Source organism: Rhodococcus sp. 06-1474-1B (genome assembly GCF_002258885.1).
Lineage (GTDB): Bacteria > Actinomycetota > Actinomycetes > Mycobacteriales > Mycobacteriaceae > Rhodococcoides > Rhodococcoides fascians.
Genome location: NZ_NOYR01000008.1, coordinates 196,813 through 210,698 on the forward strand (window position 1 = coordinate 196,813; position 13,886 = coordinate 210,698).

The following is a 13,886-nucleotide window of genomic DNA, read 5'->3' on the forward strand; positions in this document are numbered from 1 at the left end:
GGCGGTAGATCTTCGAGCGCCTATGCCGTCGTACGCAACGCCCACGCCCGAGCGAGCGCGAATGTTGCCACGAGTACGCACAGCACCGCCACGATCACGGCGACGAAAGTCACTGCCGTCGTGGAGAATCCGAGAATCCAGGCAGTCCCCATTCCGGCGAGGGTGGCGAGGACACCGCCGATCGGGAGAAAGACAGCCACAACCTTGGTCGTCCGGGAAGACAGCTCATCATGACTTACCCGGAGCAGCAGACGAACCGAGGCGACTCCGAGCCCGTAGGCCAAAATTCCGGTGCCTGCATAGAGTGGGAGCACGTAGTCGGTCGATACGCCTGAACTCTGCCCGGAAAAGCTCGTGCCGACGAGGATCAGTACAGGCGTCATCCCGAGCGTCACTCCGATCAGGCCGGCAACGGCGACCAGACCCACCCGCCTTGAGGGGGCGACGGCGAATCGAAATCCGCACAGGTACAGCACCAGGCCGGCAAGCATGCCGATCACCGCGCCGGCTGACGCAGCGACAACGGGTTGCACCCACTGTCCCAGCGTGGTGTCCGGACCATAGAACGACCCGCCGGAGACGTACGCCGAGTACCCTGCAGTTCCCGTCGCTGAGTGACCCAGCACCGCAATCACAGCGCCGAGCAAAGCAAAACAACTTCCCTGTTTGATCACGCGTCAATGATGACGGATGTCCGATCTACGTAGAGAACCTCGGCCGGAGTGTTGCCCGTTCATCACTGGGATCATTCGGTGCACAGCGCGTCGCACCTTTCGGCAAACGCAAGGCGTGCTTGCCTTCGATCCAGTGGAACCGATGCGTCGGTAGCTGCGTCCAACATCAAGGATGGCTTACCTGGATGGAGTGCTGTGAGCAAGATGCGATTGCTGATCGCGGGCGCGGTCGGCGTGATGCTGGCGGTAACCGGATGCGGACGGGCGACCGAAGACATGCCTGTTGCGTCGCCGTTGACGACCTCGGCGTCGACAACCGCACCGGCAGGTGGTGCATGGGATCCGTGCACTATCCCGGACTCGGCCATCGAGGACGCAGGCTTGGCAGTCGAGACGAAGTCCTGGAACTTGGTAGGAGATCTGCCAATTTCGGAAGACTGGATGACGTGCTTCTGGACGAACCCTCTGCCGACGCCGTGGTATCGCGTCGGCATCTTTTCTTCCACGGAAAGTCTGGACTACTTGCGTGAGCGGGGACCGTTCGAGAATTTCCTGCCCATCGAGGGTTCCGACGGCATGCGCTTCCAGCGGACCATCAAGTACGACGAGGTCAACTGCGGCGTCGCCTTCGGCCACCCGGGTGGCGTCGTCTACCTGAATCTCGATGGGTTGGTGATGACACCACCTCTTGAAAATCCGTGTGTTGAGGTCGAACGGTTGGCGCGTTCGCTCCGATTGTCTTTGCCGTCGGAAGAATAGGTGGAGGTAATCGATGGGTTCGGAGACCAATGAGCTGGCGTCGTCGATGCAGCAGTGGCAGGCGCTGTCGATGCAGGCGGAGTCCGGCCAGCTCGAGATTCCAGAAGGCGTGGCGTTCCGGTGTGACGAGGTGTGTGCTGCCTACATCCGGCACTTGAAAGATATGGTGGTAAAGACGTAAAACTTGGTCGACGTCAAGGCATTCGGCACCTTGGATTCAGCCAGGCAGCTCGGCGAAAAGTTCGAAAGGATTGCTTACAGCGGTGATCGCTCGCTGCGCGTCGTGCTGACGCAGCACATCGAGGTCATCGAGCTGATGCGGTCGTTGTTCAAGCGCTATTTCGATGAAGCCGAGTACGCCGACCAGCGAACGTTGACGTCCATCGCAGAGATCGGCGAGCGCCTGGGCAGGTGACGTTCCATGTTCGGGTCCAGTGCGATCGATGCCGCTGGTCCGTCTGGACAGATACTGCGCTGCTGCGGAATTGGTGTGCGAGCTGAAGTCAGGGTCCGCTCTGAATGCGATTCTTATCGGAATGCGCCACTGGCCCACAGGATTGTCCAAGCCGTACCCCTCGGCTATTGTCGAAGAAGGTTCAAGAGCGACAGCCGTAGGTACCTGGCCGGCTGTCCGGCAACCCCGTCTCCATCGACAGGGTGCCCCAGGGGAAGAACCGGCGCATCCCGTGACCGCGGGTGCGCAAGTCGATGGAGGTTCGCACCTCCAGGACGAGGTGAACAATGTCTGCAGATGACGGACTCGAAGCAGCACAATCCAAATGGGAACCCATTCCGCCGGAGCGTCGTCGTGCCTGGTGCCAGACGCTGCTGAGCTATCCGCCGATATGGTTCGGGGTGTTCCCAATGCTGGAGACCCAGAGGTTGGTGCTCGCGGGTGGTTACGCGAACAGTGAGGCGTGGATCGACGTCGCGAAACGTGCTGAGGCAGTGGGCTTTACGCCGAAAACGTGGCTGATCTTTCGGCAGAGCCTCGAGCCGGCCTATTTGAAAGAACGGTTTCCTGCGCATCCCGAGAACATGCCCAAGCGGCGGGGAAACGGGGGTGTGGAGACCGTAGTGGTCGAACCTGAGGATTTCTCCGAGTGGCCATGGCTGTTCGAGGCGGGATATCGGGCGGGAGAGGCGACCCTGCACGCGTTGTCCCGCTGAGTGGGTCGACTGGCAGTGAGGCGTCTTGTCCCGGCTGCGGGCGCTCTAGTAACTGACCGAAAGCCTCTTACCGCTCGATTAGCCGAACGCGATGCGAAGCCCGACGCTCGCTGTGGCTCCACCGGCACTGAGGATGAAGTTGTGCCGTCCTTCGTCTTTGAACACCATCTGCATCGGCAAGAACCAGAATCGATTCTCCCCGGTGAAACCGGCACCGGGGACCTGGAGACCACGTTGATTGACGATGTGTTCGCCCTTCGCGTCGAGCACTTCGAGCGTCGCGGGGAAGTCCTTACCGATGTCGTCGGGTCCGGTCTGCAACAAAGCGACCAACCGGCATTCGAGCATGCGGGTATCGCGCGGGACCGTGCAGGTATCCCAGACACCGCCGAGAATGTCGAGCATGTCCTCGCTGACGCGTGCGTACTCCGCGAAGAACAATCCGGTGATGATCATCGGCGTCGGCTACCTCTCTTCGATGGACACTGGCTTCGCGGTGGAGTGTCGACAACCCTAAGCGGCCAGGGAGCCATCTGCTGACGCCGAGCCACGTCGATGCAGAACCATCGTCAGTGCAATGGCGACCACGATGCCGATCAAGGGCGGGATGCCGATGTCCAGTTCTCCGGACAACCACGCGAGGAAGGCCGCGAAGGCGTAGACCGCGAGATGTCGCCAGTGCACCAGTGGGGGAGTGTGTCCCTCAGGAATACCCTGACGCCAGCGGCACAGGAAGTCTCCGATGAGAACCCCGCCCAACGGGGGAATGAAGGTGCCGAGCAAGCTCAGGTAGTCGACCAGATGGTTGTGCACACCGACGAGCGCGAGCACGGTCCCGATGACGCAGCCGCCGATGATGAACGGTGCCTTCCGGGGATGCCGGAACATTTCCGCGCCGGCAACACCGAAGGCATATGCTGTGTCGGCGTTGCTCTTCCAGAGATTGCCGAACAGCAGAATCAAGCCCCAGCCGACGAGCCCCAGGTTGTAGAGAACCAGAACGAAATCGCCCTCACCGAAGGTTATTGCTCCGATCGCTCCGAACAGAATCATCATTCCGTTGCCGAGAAGGAACCCGATGATGCACGCCCACGCCGCTTGCGACCCGGATCGTGCGAACCGAGTCCAGTTGGGTGCCTGGGTCCCCGCGGAGACGAAAGTACCGACGACCGTCGTGATGGCGAGCGTGACCGTCATGGTCGTCGTGGGTGCGATCGACGTCAGACCGGAGAACCCACCGACCTCGTCGAGAGAGCGGGAGACCACCCAACATGCCAAGGCAATAATCAATGGCGTCGACACGACCGAGACCCAGTACATCCCGCGGTATCCGTAGCAGGCGGTGATGCACATGAGGATGCTCGCACCGATCATGACCGCCGCCCGCGCGGCATAGGACTCCCAGCCCAATGCCTGCGAGGTGAGCTCACCGATGGTGCCGATGATGACGCCAAACCAACCGATTTGCGTACCACCGAGGAGCAACGACGCAAGCTTGGATCCGCGGGTGCCGAAGCTGTAACGCGCCATGAGCACGGTCGTCAAACCTGTACGTGCACCGGCAAATCCCATCATGGCCACGTACGCGCCTAGAATCGCTGAGCCGGCGACGATCACCAGGATGAGGGTCCAGAAACTGAACGCCGTGCCGAGTGCAGCGCCGGCCAGCATTGTCGGCGTGAAGATGGTGAAGCCCAGCAGAACGATGGCCAACGAGAAGAACGGCTTGCGGGCACTGCGGGGCACGGGCGTGACGGGGTAGTCCAGGTCTACCGGTTCGTCGGCCTTCTGTGCGGTGGACTCGTGATCGGCTCGGTTGCTCATGCCTCCTCACCGATGTCTTCGAGCCACAGGCCCGGGCGTTCCGCCAACATGCGTTCCATGAGCTGCAGACAAGCGGGGTCGTCCACGACGTCGAGCTTTACCCCATGCTCGCGCAACAGACTCTCCGACATCTCGAACGAGCGGTTCTCGCCGATGACGATTCGCGGAATCTCGTACAGCAATGCGGTTCCCGCGCACATGAAGCACGGGGACAGGGTGGTGTAGAGAACGGATTTGCGGTACACCGAAGCCGGTAGTCGCCCCGCTCGCTCGATGCAGTCGGTTTCGCCATGACGAATTGCGCTGTCCATCTGCACGCGTCGGTTCCGTCCCACCGCCAGAACTTCGCCGTCGTGCACGAGTGCCGCGCCGATGGGAACGCCGCCCTCCTCCCAGCCGATCTGTGCTTGTTCGATTGCAAGTCCGAGGAAGTACTCGTCGGTGTGCGCGGGATCGGTCAAGGGGTCCTCCTGAAGTGTCTGCGAACGGTGAGGGTGATGCGTGCCATCAGTCGACCAGGCCTCGCACAGATTGCCAAGGGACAACGTGTCACTCGAGCAATAGTCGATCTGGAGCACTGTGTCCCGCCGGCGGAGCATGAACGAATGCTGCCGACTCTGCGAAACGTTCTGGCGCTGCCGTCTTTCGAAGCGGCTGCTGTCGAGGTACTCACGGGCTCACCCGACACCGTGGTCGTCCGCTGGGTGCATTCGTCCGAGGTCTACGAGATGGGCGGCTTGCTGTCGGGCGGAGAGCTGTTGTTGACCACCGGACTCGGCCTCCAAGGGCGATCGGCCCAACAGCTGACCGCCTACCTCGACCAACTGGCCGACGCGGGATGTGCCGCTCTTGCAATGGAAGTCGGGCGCTCATTTCTCGTGGCACCGCCGGAATTGGTCGAGGCCGCGCGTCGCCGAGGGGTGGCGTTCCTGACGCTGCACACGATCGTTCCCTTCGAGCGGATGGTCGAGGACTTCCACGACCTCGTGATGAGGCGCCGGCTCGGAATGCAGCGCACCGGCGAGCCGGTCTGGCATCAGCTCATGGACCTCGTCGTGGCGGGGCAGGGCATGACTGCCCTACTCGACGCGATCGCACGGCTGGCCGGCTGTGGCGTCGATCTGCTCGACGCGGAGGGCCGCGTCGTCGAACACAACGCTACCGCTGCGCCGCGATCGGCCGATGAAAAAACGGTCCTCGACGTGCGCGGACCCGCGGGCTCGCTCGGTCGGCTCGTGCTGGCCGGACGGACCACTGCACGGCGCTCGGCCATCGGTCACTGCGCGGCCGTCGCGGTAGCTCTTGAACTCGGTCGACATCCAGGCCTCGGTCCCCGACAGTCCCGTGCACAGGCCGTGATCACCGATCTCGTGGGAGGCACGTCGACCTCACACGGTGACCTGGTCGAGCGCCTCGGCGCAGCCGGTTGGGCACCCACCGAAGGCCACCATGTTCTGGTGGCCGCCGTCGACGTCGATCAACGAACTCCGGCGCGCGAGCTGTTGATTCCGGTTCGAGAGGCGGTCGAGTCCGTCCTCGGGCGGTGTTTGGTCGGGGTGGCTGCAAACCACGTCGTCGTGCTCGCGCAGGGCTGGGTGCAGCCGTCGCCTGCGCGAGTTCGCTCCGCGTTCAACGAGATCGAGGCTCTGCTCCGCGGCGGATCTCATGGTTCAGCATTGCGCACGATCGGTGCGTCGGCTGCGGTTCTCAGGTTGTCTCACATCTCCGATGCGATCGGCCGAGCGCGTGAGGTGGCCCAGATCGCGCGGCGCTTCGGAACTCGCACCGGTGTTCTGTGCGCTCGCGATGTCGGTGTTCAACGGTTGCTGGGCGCGTGCGTACCGGCCATGATCACGGAGTTCGTCACCGAACAGCTCGGTGACGTGATCGCTTTCGACACCGAGCACTCTGCCGATCTCGTGCGAACCCTCGATGCCTTCGTGGCGAACGGCGGTAGTAAAGCCCAGACCGCGATCGGACTGGGCATCAGGCGACAGTCTCTCTACGCCCGGTTGTCTCGACTCGACACGCTCCTGGGCACCTCGCTCGATGATCCGACGCACCTGGCCGGTCTGGGACTCGCTCTGACGGCGTGGCGTATGCAGACAGGTGTTGACCCGCAGGCCGCATTCGCGCGTACATCGCGCTGCGGAAGCTGACCCCACTCGATCGGGAACGTCGTGGATCCGGTCCTGTGAGTCCCCAACCTGTGTGCCCATCTCGCGTCCGTCATTGTTACGGTCTTATTTCACATTCCTCACATAGGAGACGCACGAGTGTCGACGCGAGACCAGATCGAGACGATCTACCAGCAAGTTCGCGCGCGGAACGCGGGGGAGCCCGAGTTCCATCAAGCGGTGACCGAGGTGTTCGACTCGCTTCGAGTGGTGGTCGATCGCAGTCCGGGTTACGCCGACGCCGGGTTGATCGAGCGTTTGTGTGAGCCGGAGCGTCAGATCATCTTCCGTGTTCCGTGGATGGACGACGCCGGCGCAGTGCACGTCAACCGTGGCTTCCGAGTGCAGTACAACAGCGCCCTGGGGCCGTACAAGGGTGGATTGCGGTTCCACTCCAGCGTCAACCTGGGCATCGTCAAGTTCCTGGGTTTCGAGCAGATCTTCAAGAACGCACTGACCGGGCTCCCCATCGGCGGCGGCAAGGGCGGCTCCGACTTCGACCCCAAGGGCCGATCCGAAGCCGAGGTCATGCGGTTCTGCCAGTCCTTCATGACCGAGCTGCACCGCCACATCGGCGAGTACACCGATGTGCCCGCCGGCGACATCGGCGTCGGTGGCCGCGAAATCGGTTATCTCTTCGGGCAATACAAGCGTCTGACCAACTCCTACGAATCCGGCGTGCTGACCGGCAAAGGCACCTCGTGGGGTGGTTCGCAGGTACGCCGGGAAGCCACCGGCTACGGCGTCGCCTATTTCGTCGCAGACATGCTCGAGACGCTCGGCACCTCACTGGATGGCAAGACCGTCGTCGTATCCGGGTCCGGAAACGTCGCCATCTACGCGATCGAGAAGGTGCATCAACTCGGCGGCACGGTGATCGCATGCTCGGATTCCTCGGGCTACATCGTCGACCCCAACGGCATCGACCTCGAACTGCTCAAAGACATCAAAGAGGTGCGACGCGAACGCATCAGCGCGTATTGCGGGACCGTCGACGGAGCATCGTTCATCGAGAACGGCTCGATCTGGGATGTGCCGTGCCAGGTAGCAATGCCCTCGGCCACGCAGAACGAACTCGATGCCGACGCGGCGAAAGTCCTCGTCTCCAACGGCGTGAAGGTGGTGGCCGAAGGGGCCAACATGCCGACCACACCGGAGGCCGTCCAGATCTTCCGCGACGCCTCAGTCGCGTTCGCACCTGGCAAGGCGGCCAATGCCGGAGGAGTGGCTACCTCCGCTCTCGAGATGCAGCAGAACGCATCTCGTGACTCGTGGAGTTTCGAGTACACCGACGAACGCCTCGCCGCGATCATGCACGGAATCCATCACCGAACCATCGCGACCGCCGAGGAGTACGGCAAGCCGGGCGACTACGTCCACGGCGCGAATATCGCCGGTTTCATCAAAGTCGCCGACGCGATGATCGCTCTCGGCATCGTCTGAAGCACCGGCCTCATCACCGACTGGCCTTTTATTTTCTTTCGGCTACAGTCGGCTGCACGAGCTCGAACCGAAAGAAGGTGTGTCGCTGTGATCCCCGATGGAGCAGAGGTGCGGTAGCGTTCGCGCTTTCGTCACCTCGTTCGATCCTCGGTCCCTCGACTCCGTCCTGGACCCGATTGCAGCGCCACCTCTTTCGACCACCGGCCGTTCTGATCGCGCTCGGTAAAGCCCTCCGTCGGCGCATCGAGAAACAGCGGTCATCGAATAGTCATCTCGAATCGGCGGGCGCAGTTCTGCGTCCGTGCATCGCGCAATGACGTGCTGCTCGAGCACTCTCACAACCCCAGTCACACAGGAGAAACCGTGACCACTATCGATCACCTGCCGTTCGACACACCCGCACCCCGTGAGCAACAACTGCCGGAGCTACTGGAGAGCCGAGTGATGGCTTTCAACAACGTTCTGGTGCAACGTGCTTCGGGTGACCTGGACAACAACGACGCGTACCACCGCGCTCGCGCCGAGCTGCAGCGCATCGATCGCACGATCGCAGAAGTGAAGAGCCGCATCGCAGAATCGGACGCATCGAAGATCATCGACCGCGATATCGCCGGCCCAGGATCTGCTGTCACCGTCATGTTCGATGGTGACGAGAAGGACGTGGACACCTTCGTGCTGGTCGAACACGCGATGGAGAGCAGCGGCCGAACCTGCTCGACCGCTTCACCTTTGGGCGCTGCCTTGGACGGGAGTCGAGTGCGTGACGTACGCACGTACTCGCTCCCCTCCGGTGCCGAAAGCACAGTGACAATCCTGGGCATCACCTGGCCGTGAGGGTGTTGCAGTGGCCTGCTCGTCGAGAAACGACTAGCTGATCAGCGCACGCACCGGCGTCGGCTCCCGGCCCAACAGGGCTGCGGTGACGGCACTCCCGGCCAGAAAGTCTCGGTCGTCGTAGAACTCGAACATTGCCCCGAGTCGATGTTGCTCATCGGCGGACATCGAGTCGCTGTGCAGCCTCATCCATTCATCGACACTCGAGGACCTGGAAGCGACCACACGGCCGGTGGCCACCTCGACCAGACGAACCACGTCTCGGACACTGAGCGCTTCCGGCCCACCGAGCTCGTACGTCGATCCGTGGTGAATGTCCGCACCCTCGACCAGAATCCGGGCTGCCACCTCGGCCACATCGTCGAGGCTGATGAACGAGAACATGGTGTCCAGGCTGTAGGGCACAGCAAGATCGGCAACAGTCCCGTCCAGAACCGCCTCGAAGTTCTGTGCATAGGCGCACGGCTGCAGGATGGTCCAGTGCAAGCCCCGCTCCGAACTGAAAGCACGTAGCGCTTCCTCGCAGCGTGCCTTGTCCATGTGATGCGGCATCCTCGGGCTGTAGGGCCACGCCACCGAGTGGTAGACGACGTGGTCCACTCCGGCGGACGCCGCCGCGTCCAGCGCCCGTAGAAGTAGAGCCGGCTCGTCCGGATGCACATTAGGTGCAATGAAATACACCCCACGGCACCCGGTGAAGGCCTCGGCAAGACCTTCTCCGGTCTCCAGGTCCACCGGATAGTCCGGCGCTGAACGGCTCAGCCGCCGCACCAGTGCAATGCCGTCGAGTGCATCTGCGACGGCTCGTCCGGTCTTGCCCGTGGCACCGACGATCGCGATGTCGGTGCCACGGGACACATCGAGCTCCATCAGTGAATCTCAGCGATCGATGAAGTCGTACTCGGCGAACTTCGCGCCACCGGAGAGGCGTTCGTAGCCCGGCCCACGATCGAAGAACGGCTCATCGAGGCCGCGTGCATTGCGCATCTCCGCGCGGAGCTTCTCCGATGCCTCGACATCCGCGGTCGCTGTGCCCTCGGCAATCACGACGCCGTAGTCCGTGGCCGCGAACTCGCGAGACACTTTGCCCCACAGCACGTCCTGCTCGACGGATTCGATGGGACGCTCGAGCGGATCGCCCCAGCCGCCGCCACCCGTCGTGCGGATACGGATGGTGTCGCCCGCCAGGATCGGCTCGGCATCGGTCAACGCGTCGAACTCACGCTCGTTGGGCTGGCCCGGATTCAGCGTTACCGAGAACGATCCGCCGGCCTTGCCGCCCTTGACGCCCCAGCACGCGAGAATCGAACGGTCGGCGATGGACATGAAGTGCGCATCCTTGAGCATCCGGATGTGCTTCTCGTAACCGAGGCCGCCGCGGTAGCGTCCGGCACCGCCGGAATCCTTGGCCAGGCCGAGCTTTTCGACGATGAACGGGAAGCGGCTCTCGGTGAATTCGGTCGGCAGGTTCCGCGAATCGGGCACGACGTGGATGGTGTCTTCACCGTCCGCGTAATGCCGTCCACCGGAGCCGCCACCGAGCACCTCACGCATGAGGTACGAGTTGCCGTCGAAGTCGTCGCCGTACACGCCCGTGTAGCGGATGGTTTCCTGATCGGCAGGCATGTTGCCGTCCACAGCTTTTGCCACGACGCCGGCGAGCACACCGAGCAGACGCAGGATGACGAACGTCCGAGCGTTGGTCGGGGCCGGGAAGATCGGGGTGATGAGCGTGCCCTTTTCGGGGAACTTCATCTCGATCAGCGGGATGACGCCCTCGTTGACGTCGAGCTCGGCCATACGCTCGGGGGAGTCCGCGAGGTTGCGGAGCACCGGCGCAAGCCATTTGGCCAGGAAGTTGCCGTCGGCGTAATCACCACAGTGGTTGATCGGGCCCTTGGCCTGCGGTCCGGTGCCGGTGAAGTCGAGGATGAGGCGCTCGCCGCGCTCGTCCTCGGGACCGGTCTTGGTGAGTGTTATCCGCTGAACGTGCAACATGGGCTCGTCGACGCCGTCATGCTCGGCGTAGTCCTCCCAGGTGTATTCACCCTTGGGGATCTTGCTCAGGATCTCGCGACGGTAGATCTCGGTGGTGGCATCCATCATCGAGTCGAAGCACGCCTCGACGGTATCGACGCCGTAGCGCTCGTACAGCTCCGTCATCCGCCGGGCACCCATGAGGCACGCCGAGCACTCGGCGTCCAGATCGGCGGCCAACGCGTCGGGCATGCGCGAGTTGCGCGTCATGATCGTCAACGCGGCCTGGTTGGGTACGCCCTGATCCCACAGCTTGATCGGCGGAACCATCAGGCCCTCTTCGTACACGGTGGTCGCACCGGACGGCATGGAGCCGGGGCAGCAGCCGCCGATGTCGTCGTGATGGCCGAAAGCCTGCACGAAGGCAACGACGGACGGCTCGGTGTCGCCGGGCTTCGTCGCGAACACCGGCACCGTGACGCAGAGATCAGGCAGGTGGCCGATGCCACCCTCGGAGAGATAGACGTCGTTGTGGAAGTAGACGTCACCCGGCTTCATGGTCTCGAGCGGGAAGTCGCGAGCCACCGGATGCACCAGCGCGGAGTAGGAACGCCCCGTCAGCTTGCGCAGATTGCGGTCGTGGATTCCGGCGCGGAAATCGTGGGCGTCACGAATCATCGGGGACCGTGACGTCCTCGAAATGGCCGTCTCCACTTCCATTTCGACGCTCGCGAGGTAGCCGGCCACGATCTCGACGAGAACGGGATCAGGCGCAGGCGCGTCGACCGGAGAGAGCCGGTAGGGCTTGTTGTTCACCATGTCGATGACGGTCATCAGTTCGCTCCGTTCGAGTCGAGAGTGCGGGTGATGCGGACGTTGCCGAACGTGTCGATGCGGGCGGAGAAGCCCGGATCGATCGGCACGGTGGAGCTGAATTCTTCGATGACGGCCGGTCCGGTGATCGTGTCACCGGCACCGAGATCCGCACGGCTGTAGATCGCGGTCTCGTGCCAGCCGTCGAAGTACGCCTGACGCGTTCCGGTGCGGGCACTTTCGGCTCCGGTGCCGGCGGCGATCTCCGACAGCACAGGGCGCTTGATGGGGCCGATACCGCTGACCCGCAGGTTGACCCACTCGACGAACTGACCCTGATCGCCGCGGAAGTCGTACCCGTACAGCTCATGGTGCGCTTCGTGGAAGGCCTCGGCGGCCTGATCGATCGTGGCCTGGGTGATCTCACCGTCGGCGATCGGTACGCGCACCTCGAAGGCCTGCCCGAAGTAGCGCAGGTCGGCCGAGCGTGCGTAGCGACGATCCTCGGCCGCGAAGCCCTCACCGGCGAGCGCCTCGTCGGCACGGGCAGCGAGCACGGCCAGCTCCGACTCCAGGTCCTCCGCGCGCAGTCGGTCGTGCCGACTGACGTGCGTCTGCACGTAGTCGTTGCGCACATCGACGGTCAGCAGACCGAACGCCGAGACGTTGCCCGGATTGAGCGGTACTAGAACGTCTTTCAGACCCAGGATGTCCACCAGGCGGCAGGCGAGCAGCGACCCGGAGCCGCCGAACGTGACAAGGGTGAAGTCGCGAACGTCGAGTCCGCGCTTGACCGAGATCTGCCGTAGCGCATTCGCCTGGTTCCAAGCGGACACCTCGAGGATGCCGGTGCCGCAGGCTTCGACTTCGAGCGAGAGCTGGTGCGCGAGGTCTTCGATGCCCTTGCGTGCCAGGTCGGTATCGAGGGGGATCTCGCCGCCGAGCAGGTGGGGAGGAATGCGGCCGAGCAGAACGTGGGCATCGGTGATGGTGGGCGCGGAGCCGCCGTTTCCGTAACACATGGGCCCGGGATCGGCACCGGCCGAATGTGGCCCGACGCGCAGCGTTCCCTCGGGTGTCATCCAGGCGATCGAGCCGCCGCCCGCGCCGACGGTGACGACGTCGATCATCGGGATCTTCGACGGGTAGTTGCCGACGCGTCCCTCGGTGGTCAGCGCGGGCTCGCCGCGGACCACGACGGTCACGTCGGTGGAGGTGCCGCCGCCGTCGCAGGTGAGGACTTGCTCGACGCCTGCAGCGCTGGCCACCAGGGCCGCACCCAGCGCGCCGGCGGCCGGCCCGGAGAGCACGGTGGTGATGGGCTGGTGTACAACCTCTTTGGCGGACAGGACGCCGCCGTTGGACTTCATGACGTAGAACGGCACGTCGCGTGCATCACCGGATTCGGTGGCGAACTCCCGCAGGCGGTTCGCGATGTTGTTGACGTAGCTGCGAATGTTCGGCTTCACGGCCGCGTCGACCAATGTGGTGATGGCGCGCTCGAATTCGCGGTACTCACGCAGTACCTCGGTGGAGATGGAGACCGTCGCCTCGGGGTATTCCTCGAGAAGGATGTCGCGGACGCGCTGCTCGTGATCGGGGTTGGCATAGGAGTGCACCAGGCAGACGCCGAGGGTCTTGACGCCCTCTGCTTTGAAGAATGCTGCTGCCGCGCGTACGTCGTCGTCGTTGAGAGGGCGAATCTCGTTGCCGTCGAACGAGAGCCGGCCGCGGATGGTGCGGACGCGGTGTGCGGGCACGATGCGATCGGGCTTGACCCAGAAGTACGAGTTGCCGTAGCCGTCGGGTACCGACTGGCGCGCGATCTCGAGTACGTGCTCGTAGCCCTCGGTGGTGATGAACCCCAGGTTCTCCACCTTGCCTTCGAGCAGCTTGTTGGTGGCGACGGTGGTGCCGTGGCTGACGGCGCTGAGCGAATCGCCGGATACGCCGAGCTGGCGAAGTACCTTGTCGATGCCGGTCAGGAATCCCTCGGCCGGATCACTGGGAGTCGACGGAGTCTTGGTGGTCACCATGGCTCCCGACTCCTCGTCCACTGCCACGACGTCGGTGAATGTGCCACCGGTGTCGATACCGACCCGAATCTTTCGTGGTTCCACGCTTCCTCCTCGATATGGTTCGTAGGCCACGCGTCCGTTGATCGGATCGGCGGGTACCTGACGTGTACTCACATTCGACCCGTTCTGCGTCTCAG

The 13,886-nt window shown here is 63.4% G+C and carries 14 protein-coding genes and 1 riboswitch; of the genes, 7 read left to right on the forward strand and 7 right to left on the reverse strand.

The features are described 5' to 3' along the window. Window positions 1-20: 20 nt before the first annotated feature. Complete coding sequence (locus tag CH266_RS02340) at window positions 21-674, reverse strand: hypothetical protein (RefSeq protein ID WP_141214471.1); 654 nt, start codon at window positions 672-674, stop codon at window positions 21-23. Between the two features lie 204 nt (window positions 675-878). Between CH266_RS02340 and CH266_RS02345 the strand changes: the two genes are divergently transcribed. The 4 genes from CH266_RS02345 to CH266_RS02355 all read left to right on the forward strand — a co-directional run bounded on the left by CH266_RS02345 (window position 879) and on the right by CH266_RS02355 (window position 2,603). Further along, window positions 879-1,433 (forward strand): DUF3558 domain-containing protein, encoded by a 555-nt coding sequence (locus tag CH266_RS02345; protein WP_255175821.1) that lies wholly within the window; start codon window positions 879-881, stop codon window positions 1,431-1,433. 13 nt (window positions 1,434-1,446) lie between these two features. Next, on the forward strand, window positions 1,447-1,614 hold the full coding sequence (locus tag CH266_RS25730; RefSeq protein ID WP_255175817.1) for a hypothetical protein: 168 nt from the start codon (window positions 1,447-1,449) through the stop codon (window positions 1,612-1,614). A gap of 3 nt (window positions 1,615-1,617) precedes the next feature. Then, a complete protein-coding gene (locus CH266_RS25735; protein WP_255175818.1) occupies window positions 1,618-1,848 on the forward strand; it encodes a hypothetical protein in 231 nt (76 codons plus the stop codon). 179 nt (window positions 1,849-2,027) lie between these two features. After that, window positions 2,028-2,146, forward strand: a riboswitch (SAM riboswitch). A gap of 28 nt (window positions 2,147-2,174) precedes the next feature. Beyond that, a complete protein-coding gene (locus CH266_RS02355) occupies window positions 2,175-2,603 on the forward strand; it encodes a mandelate racemase/muconate lactonizing protein (protein ID WP_094714596.1) in 429 nt (142 codons plus the stop codon). 78 nt (window positions 2,604-2,681) lie between these two features. Here CH266_RS02355 and CH266_RS02360 read toward each other — a convergent pair whose 3' ends face one another. From CH266_RS02360 to CH266_RS02370, 3 genes are read right to left on the reverse strand one after another with little or no spacing between them, the layout of a single operon-like run. Beyond that, window positions 2,682-3,059: a DUF6941 family protein gene (locus CH266_RS02360; RefSeq protein WP_094714597.1), complete on the reverse strand. Its 378-nt coding sequence runs from the start codon at window positions 3,057-3,059 to the stop codon at window positions 2,682-2,684. A 57-nt stretch (window positions 3,060-3,116) separates the two neighbouring features. Next, on the reverse strand, window positions 3,117-4,427 hold the full coding sequence (gene codB, locus CH266_RS02365; protein ID WP_094714598.1) for a cytosine permease: 1,311 nt from the start codon (window positions 4,425-4,427) through the stop codon (window positions 3,117-3,119). Next, window positions 4,424-4,888 (reverse strand): nucleoside deaminase, encoded by a 465-nt coding sequence (locus CH266_RS02370; protein WP_217900982.1) that lies wholly within the window; start codon window positions 4,886-4,888, stop codon window positions 4,424-4,426. The genes codB and CH266_RS02370 overlap by 4 nt, the downstream gene beginning before the upstream one ends. 144 nt (window positions 4,889-5,032) lie before the next feature. Here CH266_RS02370 and CH266_RS02375 point away from each other — a divergent pair, with 144 nt between their 5' ends. The 3 genes from CH266_RS02375 (at window position 5,033) to CH266_RS02385 (ending at window position 8,881) form a co-directional block, all read left to right on the forward strand. Continuing rightward, on the forward strand, window positions 5,033-6,586 hold the full coding sequence (locus CH266_RS02375) for a helix-turn-helix domain-containing protein (protein ID WP_094714600.1): 1,554 nt from the start codon (window positions 5,033-5,035) through the stop codon (window positions 6,584-6,586). A 117-nt stretch (window positions 6,587-6,703) separates the two neighbouring features. Next, the gene (gene gdhA / locus CH266_RS02380) at window positions 6,704-8,047 is read left to right on the forward strand and encodes an NADP-specific glutamate dehydrogenase (protein ID WP_094714601.1); all 1,344 of its coding nucleotides are present in this window, start codon (window positions 6,704-6,706) and stop codon (window positions 8,045-8,047) included. A gap of 363 nt (window positions 8,048-8,410) precedes the next feature. Then, window positions 8,411-8,881: a GreA/GreB family elongation factor gene (locus tag CH266_RS02385; protein ID WP_094714602.1), complete on the forward strand. Its 471-nt coding sequence runs from the start codon at window positions 8,411-8,413 to the stop codon at window positions 8,879-8,881. Window positions 8,882-8,914: 33 nt separating this feature from the next. Here the strand turns inward: CH266_RS02385 and CH266_RS02390 are convergent, their stop codons facing one another. Genes CH266_RS02390 through CH266_RS02400 form a run of 3 tightly spaced genes read right to left on the reverse strand, consistent with a single transcriptional unit; the run spans window position 8,915 to window position 13,791 of the window. Further along, the gene (locus tag CH266_RS02390) at window positions 8,915-9,751 is read right to left on the reverse strand and encodes an SDR family oxidoreductase (RefSeq protein WP_094714603.1); all 837 of its coding nucleotides are present in this window, start codon (window positions 9,749-9,751) and stop codon (window positions 8,915-8,917) included. A 9-nt stretch (window positions 9,752-9,760) separates the two neighbouring features. Further along, a complete protein-coding gene (locus CH266_RS02395; RefSeq protein WP_032389507.1) occupies window positions 9,761-11,692 on the reverse strand; it encodes a hydantoinase B/oxoprolinase family protein in 1,932 nt (643 codons plus the stop codon). Then, window positions 11,692-13,791, reverse strand: a complete 2,100-nt coding sequence (locus tag CH266_RS02400; RefSeq protein WP_094714661.1) for a hydantoinase/oxoprolinase family protein — start codon at window positions 13,789-13,791, stop codon at window positions 11,692-11,694. Before CH266_RS02400 ends, CH266_RS02395 begins: the two co-directional genes overlap by 1 nt. Between the last annotated feature and the right edge of the window lie 95 nt (window positions 13,792-13,886).

Coding starts and splice junctions, on each gene's coding strand:
- CH266_RS02355 (WP_094714596.1), top strand. CDS start 2,175: ATGTCTGCAGATGACGGACTCGAAGCAGCACAATCCAAATGGGAACCC.
- CH266_RS25730 (WP_255175817.1), top strand. CDS start 1,447: ATGGGTTCGGAGACCAATGAGCTGGCGTCGTCGATGCAGCAGTGGCAG.
- CH266_RS02345 (WP_255175821.1), top strand. CDS start 879: ATGCGATTGCTGATCGCGGGCGCGGTCGGCGTGATGCTGGCGGTAACC.
- CH266_RS02395 (WP_032389507.1), bottom strand. CDS start 11,692: ATGACCGTCATCGACATGGTGAACAACAAGCCCTACCGGCTCTCTCCG.
- CH266_RS02390 (WP_094714603.1), bottom strand. CDS start 9,751: ATGGAGCTCGATGTGTCCCGTGGCACCGACATCGCGATCGTCGGTGCC.
- codB (WP_094714598.1), bottom strand. CDS start 4,427: ATGAGCAACCGAGCCGATCACGAGTCCACCGCACAGAAGGCCGACGAA.
- CH266_RS02360 (WP_094714597.1), bottom strand. CDS start 3,059: ATGATCATCACCGGATTGTTCTTCGCGGAGTACGCACGCGTCAGCGAG.
- CH266_RS02375 (WP_094714600.1), top strand. CDS start 5,033: ATGCTGCCGACTCTGCGAAACGTTCTGGCGCTGCCGTCTTTCGAAGCG.